The sequence below is a fragment of the Herbiconiux liukaitaii genome (assembly GCF_041927495.1).
Classification (GTDB): domain Bacteria; phylum Actinomycetota; class Actinomycetes; order Actinomycetales; family Microbacteriaceae; genus Herbiconiux; species Herbiconiux liukaitaii.
The window spans coordinates 601,225-618,703 of the sequence record NZ_JBHFHG010000002.1; the positions used below are offsets into that span (position 1 = coordinate 601,225).

Consider the following 17,479-nt stretch of genomic DNA (forward strand, 5'->3'; position numbering starts at 1 on the left):
CCTCACCTTCGCTGACTCACGACAATCTTGGGTCGCGAGTGGGGTGAATGGCTAGCAAGGGCAACCTAAGACCGCCCCGTCGCCGCCGTTCACGCCTGTTTGAATTTATCTTGACGTCAAGATAAATATAGCACCATCACTCCCGATCGAACACCAGCTGGCGACGACGCGCGATGCGGTACCAGAGCTCCACCCCCACGGCTCCGAGGGCACCGGCGGCGACCGCGATGGCGAGCCCAACCGGATCGCCGAGCTCGAGCTGGAAGAAGTCGCGCGCGGGCGGCACCACGAACGAGAGCGCGAACACCACGGCGGCCGCGACGACGAGCACGAGCCGCCACGACGTGAGCGGGCGGGCGAGCACGGAGACCACCCAGAGCGAGACGATGAAGAGCGCGATGGTGGTAAGGCTCCTCGCCTCGGCGAGCGGCACCCGCTGCTGCAGCACGGCGAAGGCGGCCACCACGGCGACGGAGGCGATGAGGCCCGTGGGCACGGAGAAGGCGAGCACGCGCTTGAGCACGCCGGGCCGGTAGCGCCGGCTGTTGGGTGCAAGGGCGAGGAAGAACGAGGGGATGCCGATGGCGAGCGTCGAGACGAGCGTCATCTGCCGAGGGAGGAACGGGAACTTCCAGAGCAGCACGGCCGAGACGAGGGCGAGCACGATGCCGTAGACGGTCTTGGCGAGGAAGAGGTTCGAGACCCGCTCGACGTTGGCGATCACGCGCCTCGCGTACGAGAGCACGGTCGGCAGGCGGTCGAAGCGGCCCTCGAGCAGCACGATGCGGGAGACGGCTCTCGTGGCGGGGGTCGCGTTGCCCATCGCGATGCCGAGGTCGGCATCCTTGATGGCCATCGCATCGTTGACGCCGTCGCCCGTCATCGCGACCGTGCGGCCCTCGGCCTGCAGGGCGTGCACCACGCGGCGCTTCTGCTCGGGCGCGACCCTCCCGAACACGCTCGTGCCGCGGAGGGCTGCGCCGAGGGCGTCGTCGGTCTCCAGGGTGCCGGCGTCGACGGCCCGCGGATCGAGCCCCAGCTCCCCCGCGATCCTGCCGACGGTCACCGGGTTGTCGCCCGAGAGCACCACCACGCGCACGTCCTGCTCGGCGAAGAAGTCGAGTGTGGGCCTGGCATCGGGGCGCACGGCCTCGTGGAAGACGGCGATGGCCGCGGGGCTCACGCCCGCTCCGAGGGCTGTGCCGGGAGGCAGGTCGGCGTAGTCGGCGAGGGATCCCTCGGCGCGGGCCAGGGCGAGGGTGCGGCGGCCGAGCTGCGCGATGCGCTGAGCCTCGGCGAGGGCGTCGGGGTGGGCGGCCAGGATGCGCTCGGGGGCTCCGAGCAGCCAGGTCTGATCGAGTGGCGCCGCATCCGCGGTGGTCTGTCGGCGCACGGTGAGGGCGCTGAACGCCCGCCGCGAGCTGAAGGGCAGGCGTTCGAGCACCGTCGCCGTGCCTTCTGCCGCCGGTCGGGCCGCCGCCGGTCCGGCCGAAGCTGCACCTCCTGCTGCGCCAGCTCCCCCGGGTTCGGCGAAGTGCGGCCGCAGGGCGAGAGCGGTCTGGTTGGCCGCCACATCGTGCGCCACCGCCCCGAGCACGTCGTCGACCGCGCCGCTCGGCAGCGACTCGTCGAGGGTCACGAGGCGCTCGAAACCTATCTCGCCCGTGGTGAGCGTGCCCGTCTTGTCGAGGCACAGCACGTCGACGCGGGCCAGCACCTCCACGGCCGCGAGCTCCTGCACGAGCACCTTCTGCCGCCCGAGCTGGATGACCGCCACCCCGAACGCGAGACTCGTGAGCAGCACGAGCCCCTCGGGGATCATGCCCACCACGCTCGCCACGGCGTCGAGCCCCGCCTGCTTCCAGGTCTCCACGGGTACGGCCGCCAGGTCGCCCAGGTCGTCGGCCCCGTAGGTGAACACGCGGCCGATCAGCACGATCACGATCACCGGCAGCAGCAGCCAGGTGAGGTAGACGAGGATGCGCGTGGTGGCGGCGCGCAGCTCGGAGTGCACGAGGCTGTGCTTGCGGATCTCCCGGGTGAGGGTGTTCGCGTAGGAGTCGGCCCCCACCGCCGTCACGGTCGCCTCGGCGGTGCCCGAGACCACGAACGATCCGGAGAGCACCGCGTCCCCCGCGCTCTTGGCGACGGGCTCGGACTCCCCCGTGAGCATCGACTCGTCGATGAGCAGGTCGGCCACGGGGCCGAGCCTGGCGTCGGCCGTGATCTGGTCGCCGGGTCGCAGCAGCATGAGGTCGCCGAGCACCACGCGCTCGGGTGCCAGCACGACCGTGCGGCCGGCTCGGCGCACGGCGGTCTCGGGGGCGGCGAGCAGGGCCAGGCGCTCGAGGCTCGCCTTGGCGCGGAGCTCCTGCACGATGCCGATGGCCGCGTTGGCCACCACGATGCCGAAGAACAGCCCGTCACCCAGGTCGCCGAGCAGGAGCACGGCCACGAAGCACACCGTGAGGATGCCGTTGAAGAAGGTGACGATGTTCTCGCGCAGGATGCTGCCGACGGAGCGCGAGGTGGAGCGGTCGGCGGTGTTGACCTGACCTGCTGCGATGCGCTGGGCGACCTCGTCGTCCGTCAGCCCCGCGTCGCCCACCTCTCAGCCGGCCGCGGGAGGGGTGGTGGCGGCTGCTGCGGGCTTCGAGTACGCCGTGCGCACGAGCAGCCAGGTCACCCAGAGCACCACGGCGTAGAACGGCACACCGAGGATGAGCTTGACGGAGCCGAGGAGCTCAGTCTGCCCGGCGAAGTAGAGCGGCAGCTCGGCGAGGAGGCGGATGGAGAACAGCCCCACCCAGCACCAGGTGGCCACGAGCACCACGCGGCCCTTCGCGCGATCGCGACGGTAGCCACCCGGATCGTTGGCCAGGAGGCTCACGATCACGCCGATGAGCGGTCGCCGCGCGATGATCGAGATCAGCATCACCGCCAGGCACACGACGTTGATGCCGATGCCGAGCAGGAAGTTGTCCTCGGCGCGACCGGTGAAGAGGGCTAGCGCGGCCGAGATGCCCACGCCGAGCAGCCCGGCGATGGCGGGCATCACGGCGCTCCGCCCGATCAGTCGTGCCACCACGAACACCACCGAGACGGCGATCGGCGCGATGACCGCGAGGGTCAGGTTCTTCGTGAACGTGTAGAGCACGAGGAAGCCGAGGCCGGGCAGGATCGACTCCACGAGACCGCGCACCCCGCCGATGGCCCGCAGCAGCGAGGCGCCCGTGGGGGTCTCCCCCGGGGCGACCTCGCCGATGCCGGCGTTGCGGGCGGCCTGGGCGAAGGCGTCGTGGAAGCTCTGCGGCTTCTGCGTGGAGACGTCGGGCGCCTGGTCGTCGTCGTGACTGGACATCAGGTCGTGGCGGCCTGCGCTCCGCCTGCGGCGGTCTTGGGGATGGTGAGCGGGATGAGGTCGCGGGGCGGCATGGGCTGCGAGCCGCGCACGACCACCACGCTGCGGAACAGCTCCTCCACGGCGGTGCGGGCGGCGGGGTTCTGGATGGCCTCGCCGGCGATGACCCCGCGCAGCAGCCAGCGGGGGCCGTCGACCCCGATGAAGCGGGCGACCCTGAGGCCCTGGGTGCCGTCGGGTGCGGTGGCGGGCACGCCGGCCACGAGCTCGGGGCCGAAGGGCCCGTTCTGCATGGTGCTCTGGCCGCCCTGCTTGAGGATCTGGTCGCCGATCTGCTCGCGGATCTCGTGCCAGAGGCCCGTGGTGCGCGGGGCTGCGAAGGCCTGCACCTGCAGGGTCGACTTCGCGTAGTCGAGACCGACCGCCACGACGCGGTTGGTGCCCTCCTCCACCTCGAGGCGGAGGTGGAGACCCTCGCGGGGCAGGATCTTGAGGCCGCCGAGGTCGACGTACGGGCGGGCCGGGTTGGCCTCGGCTGCGTCGAAGGGGCCGTCGGTGGCGCGGTCGGCGGGAGCGCTCTTCGCGTCGCGGTCCTCGACCTCGACATCGCCGCCGAGGGCGAGGTCGTCGGCCTGAGCGGTCTCGACCTCGAGGTCGGAGGATGCGGCGTCGTCCTCGTTCGCGTCGGGCGTGGACGCGTCGGGCTCGGTGGAGTCGGGCTGGGGGGCGTCGGGCTCGTTGTCGGTCATGACTTGTTTCCGTTCGTGGGCGACGAGTATCCGGTGGATCCGAATCCGCCTTCGCCCCTGTCGCTCCCGGGGAGCGTCTGGACCGGCACGAACACGGCTCGGGTGACCGGCATCACGATCAGTTGCGCGATTCTGTCGCCGACGGCGATATCGTACGGCACCTTGCTGTCGGTGTTGAGAAGGATCACCTTGATCTCGCCGCGGTAGCCTGCGTCGATGGTGCCGGGCGAATTGACCACGGTGATGCCGTGCTTGGCGGCCAGACCGCTGCGCGGCACCACGAAGCCGGCGTGGCCGTCGGGCAGAGCGATCGCCACGCCCGTGCCCACGAGGCGCCGCTCGCCCGGGGCGAGCGTGAGGGCTTCGGCGGAGCGCAGATCGGCTCCCGCATCGCCCGGATGCGCGTAGACGGGCACGTTCTCGGCGGAGATCAGGATCTCGATGGGAGAAGTCACCAGTCGAGGCTAGTGCAGAAAGGATGATCGAATAGAGGCATGTCGCACTATCGGGAGAGACTCACTCCCTCGCTCTGGGTCCTCGCCTCCACCGCCCTCGTGGTGCCGGCGAGCATGATCGTCTTCGCCCCCCTGCCCGATGTCCCCGGGCTGCTCGTGGGCCTCGTGGTGGGCCTCGTGCTCTACGCGGGAGTGCTCGCTCTGCTCGTGGGCCTCGCCCCCGTGATCGAGGTGGCCGGCAGCGGCGTGCGGGTGGGGCGGGCGTCGATCCCGAAGGCGCTCGTGGGCGAGTGCCGGGCGTTCACCGGCGAGGAGGCCACCGCCGAGCGGGGTCCGAGGCTCGATGCGAGGGCGTTCCTGTGCATCAGGGGATGGGTGGGGCCGGTCGTGAAAATGGGAATCGCCGACCCGCAGGATCCGACACCGTACTGGTTGGTGTCGACCCGGCGGCCCGGCGATCTCATCGAGGCGCTCAAGCAGCTGTAGCGGGAGGCGCTAGGAGGCGCACTCCACGCAGATGGCCCCGAGCTTCTCCTCGTGGTCGATCTGCGAGCGGTGCTTCACCAGGAAGCAGCTCACACACGTGAACTCGTCGGCCTGCGGGGGCAGGACGACGACATCGAGGTCGAGGTCGGAGAGGTCGGCTCCCGGCAGCTCGAAGCCACCGGGGTTGTCGGCGTCATCGACGTCTACGACGCCGGACATCTTGTCCGGCACCCGCTCCTTCAGCGCTTCGATCGAATCCGAGTCGTCATCGGTCTTGCGCGGTGCGTCGTAATCAGTCGCCATGCCCATCCACTTCTTAAAAACAGCCCAATAACCAAATCGGCGGCGTTAGTTTGCATCAATCGGGCTCGAATAGCAAACCGTCGAGTGAGCATTGACTACTCACGCCGCCTTCAACTTGCGGCACGCCCGGAACATTCCCCGTTCCAGCCCGTCGTCCGTGGCATCCTGACAGCGAACGCGACCCTTGGAGGCCTTTCACCATGCAGGATTTGACGGTTGTCGGAGTCGAGAACGGGGCGCTGATCGTCTCGAGCGACGGCGGTGAGCGGTATCGGATCGCCATCGACGAGGTGCTGCAGTCGCGCATCCGTCAGGGCATCGCCGCCGTGGAGGGCGGGAAGAAGGTCTCGCCGCGCGAGATCCAGACCCACGTGCGGGCCGGGCTCTCCGCCTTCGAGGTGGCCGAGCTCACGGGAGCGTCTGTGGAGTACATCGAGCGCTTCGAGGGCCCCGTGCTCGCGGAGCGCCAGTTCATGGTGGATTCCGCTCTGCGCGTACCCGTGCAGCCCACCTCCCCCGCCGACCCGCTCGGTGAGGAGCCGCTGTCGACCTTCGGCGACGCCCTCGACGAGCGCCTCGAGGGCCTCGCCGCCCAGGACGTGCGGTGGGCGAGCTGGAAGGACGAGTCCGGCTGGATCGTCAAGCTCACCTTCAGCTCCCGCGAGATCGAGCACGACGCGCGCTGGCAGTTCGATCCCAAGCGCCACGTGCTGACTCCTCTCAACAACGAGGCCACCACGCTCTCGCGTCACGGTGAATTGAGCGAGGGTCTCATCCCCCGCCTCCGTGCCGTGTCGACCACGGGCGAAGCGGGAGACACCTCCGACGGCCGCTTCGACAGCGGAGCGTTCGCGCCGCTCGAGCGCGTGGCCGCCCCCTCCACGGAGGAGGAGCCCACCTCCGAGGCATCCGCTTCTCCCCTGCACTCCGCGCCCGCGGCATCGCCGGGTGCGCGCAAGGATCAGGGCCGCCCCTACGACGGCTTCGCCATCAAGCGCGCTCCAGAGACCGGTGAGGCGACCGACCACAACCAGACCGCCGATCTGCTCGAGGCTCTCCGTCGCCGCCGTGGCGAGCGCGAGTCGGCCGTGTTCGAGCCCGAGGCTCCGGAGATCGAGCAGGCCCGCGAGCACGACGAGCGGCAGTCCGCCGCCGGCGTGCACCCGGCCTTCGGGGGGCCGAGAGCCGTCGTGGACGTGCCGGACACCCCGCTCGAGGGGCTCGAGGCCGAACTCGGGTTCACCTCGGACGAGCCGACAGCCGCGCCCGCCCAGAAGTCGGCGTCGTCGAGGCGCCAGCGCGCCTCGATGCCGAGCTGGGACGAGATCGTCTTCGGAGCCCGCAGCGAGGACGACCCCGCCTGATCGAGCCGCTCGCCGGCTGACCCGTCGGGCCGCGCGTTCCTGCGCCGGGCCCGCCTAGAGCGCGAAGGCTCCCGCGCGGAGCAGCGGCACGAGCGTCTCCTCGCTCGTGAGCGAGCCGTGCTGGCCGATCATCGACCGGCCTGTGACATCCCCGTCACGACCGTCGTAGTAGGCCACGAGCTTGCGTGCGGCCACGATCACGTCGCCGATCCTCGGCAGCACCTCGGGGTCGACCTCGCCGAACCAGCCCGCCTCGATCGCCTCCTCGCGCGTGGCGATCCACGCCCTGGTGCCCTCGCGGGCGCGCCAGGCCTCGGCGAGCCGTGTGCGCTCCTCCGGCGTCGCGTCGGCAGCGAGGTGCAGCTGCACGCACCGCGGATCCCCCGCGACGTGGCGCACCCCCTGCACGAGCTCTGGCACCTCTCCGAAGAGCACGTGGCCCGTGGCGGGCACGTCGACGATCCCGTGGTCGGCGGTGAGCAGCAGGCCCTCCCGGCGGCCGAGGCGCGAGACGAACCGGGAGTACTCGGCGTCGAGCGCCTCGAGCGTGGCGAGCCACCGGTCGGACTCCCACCCGCGGGCGTGGGCGAGCTGGTCGAGCTCGGGGACGTAGAGGTAGACGAGCCGTCGGCCGCCGCGGTCGAAGAGCTCACGGGCGGCGGCGAAGCGCTCGGCGATGCTGCCGGCCGCCACGTAGTCGGCGCCGCGCAGGATGGCGTGGGTGAGGCCGGAGTCGGCGTACTTCGCCGGCCCGATGGTGCTGCTCGGGATGCCGGAGGCCCCGAGCTGCTCGAAGATGGTGGGGAGGCGCTGCCAGGTGGCGGGCGGCATGGCATCCGACCACCCGGAGAGCTGGTTGAGCACGGCATCGGCCTCCGCCCCCTCCCCTGCGCCCGCCCCGGGCACGAGGGCCGTGTAACCCACGATGCCGTGCTGCCCCGGCCTCGCACCGGTCGTGAGCGACGCGAGGGCCGCCGCTGTGGTGGTGGGGAATCCGCTCACGATCGTGGTGCGCTTGGAGAGTCCGGATGCCATGGCGCGCGCGTGGCCGGCCCTGGCGCGGAGGGCCGCGGATCCGAGTCCGTCGACGAGCACCACCACGATGCGGTCGGCCGCCGGGAGCCCCAGCACGTCGTCGCCGCCCTCGAGCGACCGCACGCAACTGGGCAACACGTCGGCGAGCGTCGTCTCCGTGGCCTGCCGCGTCGGTAGCATGGTGGACATTCGGCCAATTCTGGCACACGACCCCCTGCCCGCCACCCCTCTCACCACGGGTGCGCGAGGCGCTCCACGAGAAATGCAGGAATGACGAGAGCAGCGAACGATCCCCCCGGAACGAGCGTCGAGAAGATCCTCGATGTCGACGTCTCGACGGAGATGCAGGACTCGTTCCTCGAGTACGCCTACTCGGTCATCTACTCCAGGGCCCTGCCCGACGCCCGCGACGGCCTCAAGCCCGTGCAGCGACGCATCCTGTACATGATGAGCGACATGGGGCTCCGGCCCGACAAGGGCCACGTCAAGAGCGCCCGCGTGGTGGGCGAGGTGATGGGCAAGCTGCACCCGCACGGCGACACCGCGATCTACGACGCCCTCGTGCGGCTCGCCCAGTCGTGGACGATGCGCATCCCCCTCATCGACGGCCACGGCAACTTCGGCTCCCCGGACGACGGCCCCGCCGCGGCCAGGTACACCGAGGCGCGACTCGACGCGGTGGCCCTGCTCATGGTCGACCAGCTCGACGAGGACGTCGTCGACTTCGTGCCGAACTACGACAACCAGCTCACGCAGCCCGACGTGCTGCCCTCCGCCATCCCCAACCTGCTCGTCAACGGTGCGAGCGGCATCGCCGTGGGCATGGCCACCAACATGGCCCCGCACAACCTCATCGAGGTCGTGGCGGGCGCCCGCTACCTCATCGAGCATCCGGATGCCTCGCTCGACGACCTGATGACCTTCATCCCCGGGCCCGACCTGCCGGGCGGCGGCACCATCGTGGGGCTCGCCGGCATCCGCGACGCCTACGAGACGGGCCGCGGCGCGTTCAAGACGCGCGCCAGGGTGTCGGTCGAGACGCTCGGCCCGCGCAAGACCGGCCTCGTGGTGACCGAGCTCCCCTACCTAGTGGGCCCGGAGAAGGTGATCGCCAAGATCAAGGACGGCGTCAACGCCAAGAAGATCCAGGGCATCAGCGACGTCACCGACCTCACCGACCGCACCCACGGCCTGCGGCTCGTGATCGGCATCAAGACGGGATTCGATCCCGAGGCCGTGCTCGAGCAGCTCTACAAGCTCACACCCCTCGAAGACGGCTTCAGCATCAACAACGTCGCCCTCGTCGACGGCGGCCCGCACACCCTCGGCCTCCGCGACCTGCTCGTGGTCTACGTCAACCACCGCATCGAGGTGGTCACGAGGCGCACGGCCTTCCGTCTGGCGCGGCGCCGTGAGCGGCTGCACCTGGTCGAGGGCCTGCTCATCGCGATCCTCGACATCGACGAGGTCATCCAGGTCATCCGGGCGAGCGACGACACCGAGCAGGCCCGCGTGAGACTCATCGACGTGTTCGAGCTGAGTGTGCTGCAGGCCGACTACATCCTCGAGCTGCGACTGCGCCGGCTCACGCGGTTCTCCCGCATCGAGCTCGAGGCCGAGCGCGACAAGCTGCGCGAGGAGATCGCCCAGCTCGAGGCTCTGCTCGGTAATCCGGCCCTCATCCGCAAGGCCGTCTCCGACGAGCTCGACGAGGTGGCCGAGAAGTACGGCACGCCTCGCCGCACCCTGCTCACCGAGGCCAAGCCCTCCGTGGCGGGGGCCTCGAAGCGGGCTCAGCCCGTGCTCGAGGTCGCGGACGCGCCCTGCACCGTCTACCTCAGCACCACAGGGCGGGTCGTGCGGGTCGATCGCGAGGAGAGCGACGAGCCGCGTGCCGATGGCCTCACGGCGCCCGTGGCGGTCACCCGCCGCAGCAAGCACGACGCGATCCGCAGCGAGGTGGCCACCACCCGGCGCTCCGAGATCGGGGCCATCACCGACACCGGTCGCCTCATCCGCATGCCCGTGCTCGATCTCCCCGCCGTGCCCGCGAACTCCGTGCAGCTCGGCGCGGGAGTCAGGGCGGGCGAGTACCTGGCCCTCGACGGCAAGCGCGAGAAGGTCGTGGGCCTCGTGTCGCTCGACTCCCCCGTGCCGATCTCGATCGGCACCGCGCAGGGCATCGTGAAGCGCGTGGCGCCCGGCGCCTATCCGGCGCGGCCCGACTTCGAGGTCATCGCCCTCAAGCCGGGCGACTCCGTGGTGGGCGTGGCCCAGCACTCCGACGACGACGAGCTCGTGTTCATCACCTCGGATGCGCAGCTGCTGCGCTTTTTCCAGGCGAGTGTGCGGCCCCAGGGTGTGGCCGCTGGCGGCATGTCGGGCATCAACCTGGCCGCGGGCGCCTCGGTGATCTGGTTCGGCTCGGTGCCCGACACGGGCGACGCCGTGGTGGTCACGATCGCCGCGAGCACCACAGCCCTCGCGGGAACGGATCTCGGCACCGGCAAGGTCTCGGACTTCACCGAGTTCCCGCCCAAGGGGCGCGCCACGAGCGGCGTGCGGGCCCACCGCTTCCTCAAGGGCGAAGACGTGCTCTCGGTGGCCTGGGCCGGCCCTGCTCCCGCCCTCGCTGTCGGAAACGACGGCGCCGCCCGGACCCTTCCCGAAGCGGCAGCCCGGCGCGATGCGTCCGGGGTGGGTCTGAGCGGCGTCGTGGCGTCCGTAGGAGCGGCTCGCCGGGCGGTGTAGCCCGGCTGCGGTGCGACGGTCGGAGCAGCTGTGCTCGGGAGGCTAGTCCTTGAGCAGCTTGGCCGACTCGTCGTGCCAGCCGGTGGCGATCTGGGAGAGCTTCTCCTGGTACTTGCGACCGTGGTGGGCGCAGAACAGCAGCTCTCCTCCGGAGGGCATGTCGACTCGCACGTAGGCCTGGGCGCCGCAGCTGTCGCAGCGGTCGGCTGCGGAGAGCTGGTAGGCATTCTCGTGATCGGAAGCGGTGGTCTCTGCGGCGACTGACTGCATGGTCTGCTCCTCTAGCGACTCGGGCATTCACTGATTGGTAGTGCCATCCAAGCACTGTTCCCTGCACGTCGATCCACAAACGGCAGTGTTTCGCTCTGCGCGTAGTGGAGGCGGGGCGAGGGTGTCGCGCACCTGGGGTGTCGGCACCAGCGGTTAGCCTTGTGGACTGGGGCGCGGCATCCTGCCCCTGCACGATCTTCTAAGGAGAACCGGTGGCCTCACCGTCCGACTACTCTGCCAGGCACCTCTCGGTGCTCGAGGGACTCGAGGCGGTTCGCAAGCGGCCGGGCATGTACATCGGCTCGACCGACTCGCGCGGTCTCATGCACTGCCTGTGGGAGATCATCGACAACTCCGTCGACGAGGCGCTCGGCGGCCACGGCACCGAGATCGGCATCGTGCTGCACGCCGACGGCAGCGTGGCCGTGCGCGACACGGCTCGAGGCATCCCCGTCGACATCGAGCCGAAGACGGGGCTCTCCGGTGTCGAGGTGGTCTTCACCAAGCTCCACGCGGGCGGCAAGTTCGGTTCCGGGTCGTACGCGGCCTCCGGTGGTCTGCACGGTGTGGGCGCCTCCGTGGTCAACGCGCTCTCGGAGCGGCTCGATGTGGAGGTCGACCGCGGCGGCAAGACCTGGGCGATGTCGTTCCACCGCGGCGAGCCGGGCATCTTCGACGACAAGGGCGGCGAGCCGAGCCCGGATGCGCCGTTCACGCCGTTCGAGAAGCAGAGCGAGCTGCGTGTGGTCGGCAAGGTCGGCAGGAACGTCACCGGCACGCGCGTGCGGTACTGGGCCGATCGGCAGATCTTCACCCGCGGTGCCGAGTTCCAGACCGACGACCTGCTGGTGCGAGCGCGGCAGACCGCGTTCCTCGTGCCCGGCCTCACGATCTCGATCGACGACGAGCGCGGGGAGGAGCCCCGCTCCGACTCGTTCCGCTTCGACGGCGGCATCTCGGAGTTCGTCGAGCACCTCGCGGCCGACGGCGCCGTCACCGACGTCTGGCGCATCGAGGGCACGGGCACGTTCACCGAGACGGTTCCCGTGCTCACCGACGCGGGGGCCATGATCCCCACCGAGCTCACCCGCGAGTGCGCGGTCGATCTGGCGCTGCGCTGGGGCATCGGCTACGACACCACGTTCCGCAGCTTCGTGAACATCATCTCCACCCCCAAGGGAGGAACGCATCAGGCGGGCTTCGAGGCCGGCCTGCTCAAGTTCCTGCGGCAGACCGTCGAGGCGAACGCCAGGCGGCTCAAGGTGGGCAACGACAAGCTCGAGAAGGACGACGTGCTCGCCGGGCTCACCGCGGTGCTCACCGTGCGCATCCCCGAGCCGCAGTTCGAGGGGCAGACCAAGGAGGTGCTCGGCACCCCCGCGGTGCGGAACATCGTCTCCCAGGTGGTCACGAAGGGCCTCAAGGAGCGCTTCGCCTCGCCGAAGCGCGATGACAAGACGCAATCGGCGCTCGTGCTCGACAAGGTCGTGGCCGAGATGAAGTCGCGCATCTCCGCGCGCGCCCACAAGGAGACGCAGCGGCGCAAGAACGCGCTCGAGTCGTCGTCGCTGCCGGCGAAGCTCGTGGACTGCCGCTCATCCGACGTGGCCAACAGCGAGCTCTTCATCGTGGAGGGCGACTCGGCCCTCGGCACGGCGAAGCTGGCGCGCAACAGCGAGTTCCAGGCGCTCCTGCCCATCCGCGGCAAGATCCTCAACGTGCAGAAGGCGTCGATCGCCGACATGCTCTCGAACACCGAGTGCGCGTCGATCATCCAGGTGATCGGTGCCGGCTCGGGCCGCTCGTTCGATCTGCCCTCGGCCCGCTACGGCAAGATCATCCTCATGAGCGACGCCGACGTCGACGGGGCGCACATCCGCACCCTGCTGCTCACGCTCTTCTTCCGCTACATGCGCCCGCTGATCGAAGATGGGCGGGTCTACGCCGCGGTGCCGCCGCTGCATCGTGTGGTGGCGATCAACGCGGGCTCGAAGCCGAACGAGACGATGTACACCTACTCCGAGGCGGAACTCACGGCGGTGCTGGCCGCGCTCAAGAAGTCGAACCGGCGCTACAAGGATCCGATCCAGCGCTACAAGGGCCTCGGCGAGATGGATGCCGACCAGCTGGCCTCCACCACGATGGACAAGCGCTACCGAACCCTGCGCCGCGTCAATGTCTCCGACGCGGCTGCGGCCGAGCGCATGTTCGAGCTCCTCATGGGCGACGAGGTGGCCCCCCGCAAGGAGTTCATCATCGCGGGCTCCGACAACCTCTCCCGCGAACGCATAGACGTGTAAGGAGTCTGGTTCGTCCACAATCGAACCAGGTTGAATTCGCGGCCTGGTCAGCGTCCGGACGCGAACATCCCGCAATGCGCCACCTTACGCGGCGTCACGAGAAGCTGACCCAGAACGAATTGATGACAGAGCCGGGGTCACCCACTTCAGCGCGGGTGAGCCGCAACGCCGTGTTGTCCCACGTGGTCACGAAGCACCGGCCAGCTGCGGCTCCCGGGGAGCTGACGAAAGTCACTTCCAGGGAAGCGCGAAATCTCGGATCAGAGGAGTTGCGCCATGCGGACGCCTTCATCTGCCGTGTCACGAAGTACCCGTTTGTGCAACTGATCGAAGCACGGTACGGCGTAAGCGCATCGTCGGCATATTTACTCAGCAGTTCCGGATCGACGCCCTTCACCTTGACGTAAAAGTTGTTGACAGCATCGGGCAACGGTGTTATTGCAGGTGCAGTGAGGGGCGCCGGCGGTGGGATAGGAGACGGCGAGTGCGGGCCAGTGCAAGCCGGGGGTGGCTCGGGCACCGTGCAGTTCGGTGCCGCGACCGCAGCGGTCGTGGCAGGTATCCAAGCCGAAGCGACTGTCATGATCGCCAAAGCTGTGAGCAGTGAACGCCTCGCTGGCCTCGTGGACCGATTTCTGGTTTGTGACATACCAAGGAACATAGATGCGTTCCAGCCGGATGTTCCGTGAGTACTTTGTCCTCACCTGGTGGAGACCGATGCCGTACTAAAGCCCGTAGCGAGCACCGAGGTGCTTCTGGGTCGACCAAGATGCCTCGTGACCAGAGATAGCGGGCGGAGGCGGCGGAGGGACCCCCGTTGCTATTCGGAGAGGGGGGTTGCGGCTATGGTGCCGCGGGCTTCTCGGGCTCGGTCGTCGATTGTGCGGAGGGCTTCTGGGGCCGGGTCTGTGTAGTTGAGGCCTCGGCGGGTGCGGGCCGTGTCGAGGAGGGAGTCGGCGAGGCCCGGGTTGTTGGCGAGGATGGGGCCGTGCATGTGGGTGCCGAGGAGGTTGTCCTCCCAGAAGCCCTCCTCGAAGGGCGTCTCGGTGTTGCCGCGGCCGTAGACCACGCGGCCGAGTGTGCCGTGCGGGCCCACGTCGACGAACGATCCGCGGTTCTCGAAGCCCACGACCGTGCCGAGCCGCGGCGATTCCACCACGAAGTCGCCCACCACGCGCGTGCCGCCGTGACGCGTGGCCACGGGGAAGACGCCGGCGCCCTCGAGCACCTCGCCGCCCTCGAGCGCGATGGTCTGCCCGAGCAGCTGGAAGCCCGCTCCGATGGCGAGGAACGGTCGGCCGTCAGTGGCGAGCTCACGGAGCTCCGACGCCACCTCGAGCACGAGCGGATGCGCGATGAGCTGCGCCGAGGTCGGTCCGCTGCCGATGAACACGAGGTCGGCGTCGCCGAACGCGCTCGTGCTGCCTCCGTCGTAGCGAGTGACCTCGACGGGAAGTCCGCGCCACTCCGACCGCAGCCGCAGGATGTCGACGTTGCCGCTCTCGCCGTTGAGGCCGAGCAGCCGGGGGAACAGGTGCAGGATCTTCAGCGAGCCGCTCATGCCGCTCCCCCGCCCTCGAGCTCCTTGAAGCCGAGGATCTTGCGGATCAGCATCATCTGCTCGTAGTTCAGGATCATCACCTTGTGTCCGGTGGCGGGCTTCGGACGGGCCAGGAACGCCTTGAGCGCCCGGCGCACATCGAGGTCGACCTCTCCCACGGGGATGCCGAGGTAGCCGAAGCGCACGGCGAACTGCCACGCCTTCGATCCGGTGATGCCGTCGACGTGGTCGAGTGCGGAGAAGTCGATGTCGTAGATCCACGACGGGTCGGGCGTGCCCTCGTCGACCGCGAGGAAGACCTGCTCGGGGGCCGCCTCGAGCGAGTCGAGGTTGAGCTGCAGGCTCGCCGGGTTCTTCATCATGATGATCTCGATCTGCTCACCGTCGACCTCGAGCAGTTCGCCGCGACCGTAGACGGTCTCGAGCGTGTCGAGCGCCTGCGAGACGAGCTCGGGGCGGAAACGGTCGCCGAGCACGCTGCGCGCGGTGGCCGCGGCACCCGCTGCATCGAGTGCGTAGTGCATGCCGCGGGCGGGGAGTCGCACCTCGATCTCGGTCCGGGTGACGGGCGAGCCGCCCTCGGTGAGCGGATCGGCGTCCCACGGAGCGATCGCGAGGGTGGCCCTGGCACCGTTGAGGGCCACGACCTCCACGGCGGCGGCTCTGGACCCGGGCGCCGAGGTGGCCTCGTCGAAGCGATCGGCCGAGGCCACACCGTGGCTCGCGTCGTCCACGAGGCTCGGCACCCCGCCGAAGAAGCTCACGGCGCGACCGGAGCGGGCAGGGATCCGCGCATCCATGTCGACGAGGAAGTTGTCCTCGCGGTTGAGGATGAGCCCGTCGGTCGACGCGGCGGCCACGCGGCCGAGCATCGTCGCCACCCGGTCGGGCTCGTGGTAGCGGTTGAGCTGGTCGATCTGGATGTTGAGCAGCAGCACCGTGCGCGGCTTCAGCAGCTCGGCGAGGCGCGTGCCGTAGCCCTCGTCGATCTCGAGGATCGCGATGTCCGAATCCACCCGGCCGCCGACCGAGACCCCGGAGAGCAGCGCCGAGGCGATGCCCTGCGGCAGGTTGCCGCCAGAGGGGTTCGTGAAGACCTTGAGGCCGTGCGCCCGGATGATGGCCGAGAGCATGTTGGTGGTGGTCGACTTGCCGTTCGATCCCGAGACCGCCACGACCCCGTGCGGGATGCGGGCGATCGTGCGCTCGAGGAACCCGGGGTCGATCTTGAGGGCGATGTTGCCCGGAATGGCCGAGCCGCCGCCACGGAGGCGCGCGGCCACACGGACGGCGCGCCCTACGAGCACGGCCGCCGGGGTGCGGAGAGACATCGGCCTACTCGAGGTAGTCGCGCAGCGACTGCGATCGGGAGGGGTGGCGGAGCTTCGCCATGGTCTTCGACTCGATCTGACGGATGCGCTCGCGCGTGACCCCGAAGGTGTCGCCGATTTGGTCGAGCGTCTTCGGCATGCCGTCGCCGAGGCCGAAGCGCATGCGGATGACACCCGCCTCGCGCTCGGAGAGCGAGTCGAGCAGCGACTCCAGCTGCTTCTGCAGCATCGTGAAGCCCACGGCGTCGGCGGGGACGACGGCCTCGGTGTCCTCGATCAGGTCACCGAACTCGCTGTCGCCGTCCTCACCGAGGGGCGTGTGCAGCGAGATGGGCTCGCGGCCGTACTTCTGCACCTCGACGACCTTCTCGGGCGTCATGTCGAGCTCGCGCGAGAGCTCCTCAGGCGTGGGCTCGCGACCGAGATCCTGCAGCATCTGGCGCTGCACGCGGGCGAGCTTGTTGATGACCTCGACCATGTGCACCGGGATGCGGATGGTGCGCGCCTGGTCGGCCATGGCACGCGTGATGGCCTGACGGATCCACCAGGTGGCGTAGGTGGAGAACTTGAAGCCCTTGGTGTAGTCGAACTTCTCGACCGCACGGATGAGGCCCAGGTTGCCCTCCTGGATGAGGTCGAGGAACTGCATGCCTCGACCGGTGTAGCGCTTGGCGAGCGAGACGACGAGACGCAGGTTGGCGCCGAGCAGGTGGCTCTTGGCGCGCTGGCCGTCCTTGGCGACCCACTGCAGCTCGCGCTTGGCGGAGGGGCTCAGGTTGTCGGTGTTCGCCAGCTTGTCCTCGGCGAAGAGACCGGCCTCGATGCGCATGGCGAGCTCGACCTCTTCGGCCGCGTTCAGCAGGGCGACCTTACCGATCTGCTTCAGGTAGTCCTTGACGGGGTCGGCGGTCGCGCCGGTGATGGTGCTCGAGTAGACGGGCACGTCATCCTCGTCGTCGACGAGCGAGAGCACGAGGGCGCCGGTGGGCAGGGCCACGGCGGCGGCCGGCGCCTTGGTGGTGCCGTCTTCACCCTCCTCGGCGGCGTCGCCATCAGCGACCGTGTCGTCGGTCGGGGTCTCCACGTCGTCTGCGACGACCTCGACCTCGACCTCGTCGCCGGGCTCGGCGTCTTCCTCGTCATCCGACTTCGCCTTGGTGGCGCGCTTGGGAGCGGCCTTCGCCTTGGGAGCGGCCTTCGCAGGTGCCTTCGCGGCCGCCTTCTTGGCGGGAGCGCGCTTGGCGGCGGGGCGGGCGGCGGGCGACTCGACCTCGTCGGGCGCCGTTGCCTGATCGAGGGTGTCTGCGGTCTTGGGGGTGGCCATTAGTTCACCTTTCATGCCACGAGGGCGGTAGCGGAGACGATGTCTCCGAGCGTGAGCGCCGACCGCGTGAAGATGTTTTTGGACAGTACTAAGACCCATGTCAAGTGCCGGAGAGCTGCAGCCTGAACAACGACTGCATCCGTACACAGGAACGGGTCTTCAATACCAATTATTGCACGGAAAGAACAG

The 17,479-nt window shown here is 69.4% G+C and carries 15 protein-coding genes; 4 read left to right on the forward strand and 11 right to left on the reverse strand.

Going from position 1 to position 17,479, the window contains the following annotated elements:
• Positions 1-136 precede the first annotated feature (136 nt).
• The 4 genes from ACEXQC_RS03390 to dut are packed head-to-tail and all read right to left on the reverse strand — an operon-like array spanning position 137 to position 4,565.
• Complete coding sequence (locus tag ACEXQC_RS03390) at positions 137-2,608, reverse strand: HAD-IC family P-type ATPase (protein WP_374818360.1); 2,472 nt, start codon at positions 2,606-2,608, stop codon at positions 137-139.
• Positions 2,609-2,611: 3 nt separating this feature from the next.
• Positions 2,612-3,361 (reverse strand): DUF3159 domain-containing protein, encoded by a 750-nt coding sequence (locus ACEXQC_RS03395; RefSeq protein WP_374818362.1) that lies wholly within the window; start codon positions 3,359-3,361, stop codon positions 2,612-2,614.
• The gene (locus ACEXQC_RS03400; protein WP_374818363.1) at positions 3,361-4,110 is read right to left on the reverse strand and encodes a DUF3710 domain-containing protein; all 750 of its coding nucleotides are present in this window, start codon (positions 4,108-4,110) and stop codon (positions 3,361-3,363) included. Before ACEXQC_RS03400 ends, ACEXQC_RS03395 begins: the two co-directional genes overlap by 1 nt.
• Positions 4,107-4,565 carry a dUTP diphosphatase gene (gene dut, locus ACEXQC_RS03405; RefSeq protein WP_374818365.1) on the reverse strand — a complete coding sequence of 153 codons (459 nt, stop codon included), beginning with the start codon at positions 4,563-4,565 and terminating at the stop codon, positions 4,107-4,109. Before dut ends, ACEXQC_RS03400 begins: the two co-directional genes overlap by 4 nt.
• Positions 4,566-4,604: 39 nt before the next feature.
• Here dut and ACEXQC_RS03410 point away from each other — a divergent pair, with 39 nt between their 5' ends.
• On the forward strand, positions 4,605-5,051 hold the full coding sequence (locus ACEXQC_RS03410) for a DUF3093 domain-containing protein (RefSeq protein ID WP_374818367.1): 447 nt from the start codon (positions 4,605-4,607) through the stop codon (positions 5,049-5,051).
• 9 nt (positions 5,052-5,060) lie between these two features.
• Here the strand turns inward: ACEXQC_RS03410 and ACEXQC_RS03415 are convergent, their stop codons facing one another.
• On the reverse strand, positions 5,061-5,354 hold the full coding sequence (locus ACEXQC_RS03415) for a DUF4193 domain-containing protein (protein ID WP_066038695.1): 294 nt from the start codon (positions 5,352-5,354) through the stop codon (positions 5,061-5,063).
• 200 nt (positions 5,355-5,554) lie between these two features.
• On the opposite strand from ACEXQC_RS03415, the gene sepH reads away from it, so the two are divergent.
• On the forward strand, positions 5,555-6,718 hold the full coding sequence (gene sepH, locus ACEXQC_RS03420) for a septation protein SepH (RefSeq protein ID WP_374818370.1): 1,164 nt from the start codon (positions 5,555-5,557) through the stop codon (positions 6,716-6,718).
• A gap of 54 nt (positions 6,719-6,772) precedes the next feature.
• On the opposite strand, the gene ACEXQC_RS03425 is transcribed toward sepH, so the two are convergent.
• On the reverse strand, positions 6,773-7,942 hold the full coding sequence (locus ACEXQC_RS03425) for an alkaline phosphatase family protein (RefSeq protein ID WP_374818372.1): 1,170 nt from the start codon (positions 7,940-7,942) through the stop codon (positions 6,773-6,775).
• Between the two features lie 81 nt (positions 7,943-8,023).
• Between ACEXQC_RS03425 and ACEXQC_RS03430 the strand changes: the two genes are divergently transcribed.
• Positions 8,024-10,504, forward strand: a complete 2,481-nt coding sequence (locus ACEXQC_RS03430) for a DNA gyrase/topoisomerase IV subunit A (protein WP_374818374.1) — start codon at positions 8,024-8,026, stop codon at positions 10,502-10,504.
• 42 nt (positions 10,505-10,546) lie between these two features.
• On the opposite strand, the gene ACEXQC_RS03435 is transcribed toward ACEXQC_RS03430, so the two are convergent.
• A complete protein-coding gene (locus ACEXQC_RS03435; protein WP_374818376.1) occupies positions 10,547-10,774 on the reverse strand; it encodes a DUF7455 domain-containing protein in 228 nt (75 codons plus the stop codon).
• Between the two features lie 212 nt (positions 10,775-10,986).
• On the opposite strand from ACEXQC_RS03435, the gene ACEXQC_RS03440 reads away from it, so the two are divergent.
• Positions 10,987-13,074: a DNA gyrase/topoisomerase IV subunit B gene (locus ACEXQC_RS03440; RefSeq protein WP_374818378.1), complete on the forward strand. Its 2,088-nt coding sequence runs from the start codon at positions 10,987-10,989 to the stop codon at positions 13,072-13,074.
• Between the two features lie 94 nt (positions 13,075-13,168).
• On the opposite strand, the gene ACEXQC_RS03445 is transcribed toward ACEXQC_RS03440, so the two are convergent.
• The 4 genes from ACEXQC_RS03445 to ACEXQC_RS03460 form a co-directional block, all read right to left on the reverse strand.
• The gene (locus tag ACEXQC_RS03445) at positions 13,169-13,504 is read right to left on the reverse strand and encodes a hypothetical protein (RefSeq protein WP_374818380.1); all 336 of its coding nucleotides are present in this window, start codon (positions 13,502-13,504) and stop codon (positions 13,169-13,171) included.
• Between the two features lie 390 nt (positions 13,505-13,894).
• The gene (locus tag ACEXQC_RS03450) at positions 13,895-14,635 is read right to left on the reverse strand and encodes a type 1 glutamine amidotransferase (protein WP_374818381.1); all 741 of its coding nucleotides are present in this window, start codon (positions 14,633-14,635) and stop codon (positions 13,895-13,897) included.
• The gene (locus tag ACEXQC_RS03455) at positions 14,632-15,966 is read right to left on the reverse strand and encodes a MurT ligase domain-containing protein (RefSeq protein ID WP_374818382.1); all 1,335 of its coding nucleotides are present in this window, start codon (positions 15,964-15,966) and stop codon (positions 14,632-14,634) included. The genes ACEXQC_RS03450 and ACEXQC_RS03455 overlap by 4 nt, the downstream gene beginning before the upstream one ends.
• A gap of 4 nt (positions 15,967-15,970) precedes the next feature.
• Positions 15,971-17,290 carry an RNA polymerase sigma factor gene (locus ACEXQC_RS03460; RefSeq protein WP_374818384.1) on the reverse strand — a complete coding sequence of 440 codons (1,320 nt, stop codon included), beginning with the start codon at positions 17,288-17,290 and terminating at the stop codon, positions 15,971-15,973.
• Positions 17,291-17,479: the final 189 nt, after the last annotated feature.

Bases quoted from the DNA above. Each gene is read 5' to 3' on its own strand.
- sepH (WP_374818370.1), top strand. From the start codon at position 5,555: ATGCAGGATTTGACGGTTGTCGGAGTCGAGAACGGGGCGCTGATCGTC.
- ACEXQC_RS03455 (WP_374818382.1), bottom strand. From the start codon at position 15,966: ATGTCTCTCCGCACCCCGGCGGCCGTGCTCGTAGGGCGCGCCGTCCGT.
- ACEXQC_RS03415 (WP_066038695.1), bottom strand. From the start codon at position 5,354: ATGGCGACTGATTACGACGCACCGCGCAAGACCGATGACGACTCGGAT.
- ACEXQC_RS03430 (WP_374818374.1), top strand. From the start codon at position 8,024: ATGACGAGAGCAGCGAACGATCCCCCCGGAACGAGCGTCGAGAAGATC.
- ACEXQC_RS03450 (WP_374818381.1), bottom strand. From the start codon at position 14,635: ATGAGCGGCTCGCTGAAGATCCTGCACCTGTTCCCCCGGCTGCTCGGC.
- ACEXQC_RS03400 (WP_374818363.1), bottom strand. From the start codon at position 4,110: ATGACCGACAACGAGCCCGACGCCCCCCAGCCCGACTCCACCGAGCCC.
- ACEXQC_RS03425 (WP_374818372.1), bottom strand. From the start codon at position 7,942: ATGTCCACCATGCTACCGACGCGGCAGGCCACGGAGACGACGCTCGCC.
- ACEXQC_RS03435 (WP_374818376.1), bottom strand. From the start codon at position 10,774: ATGCAGTCAGTCGCCGCAGAGACCACCGCTTCCGATCACGAGAATGCC.
- ACEXQC_RS03460 (WP_374818384.1), bottom strand. From the start codon at position 17,290: ATGGCCACCCCCAAGACCGCAGACACCCTCGATCAGGCAACGGCGCCC.
- ACEXQC_RS03395 (WP_374818362.1), bottom strand. From the start codon at position 3,361: ATGTCCAGTCACGACGACGACCAGGCGCCCGACGTCTCCACGCAGAAG.
- ACEXQC_RS03410 (WP_374818367.1), top strand. From the start codon at position 4,605: ATGTCGCACTATCGGGAGAGACTCACTCCCTCGCTCTGGGTCCTCGCC.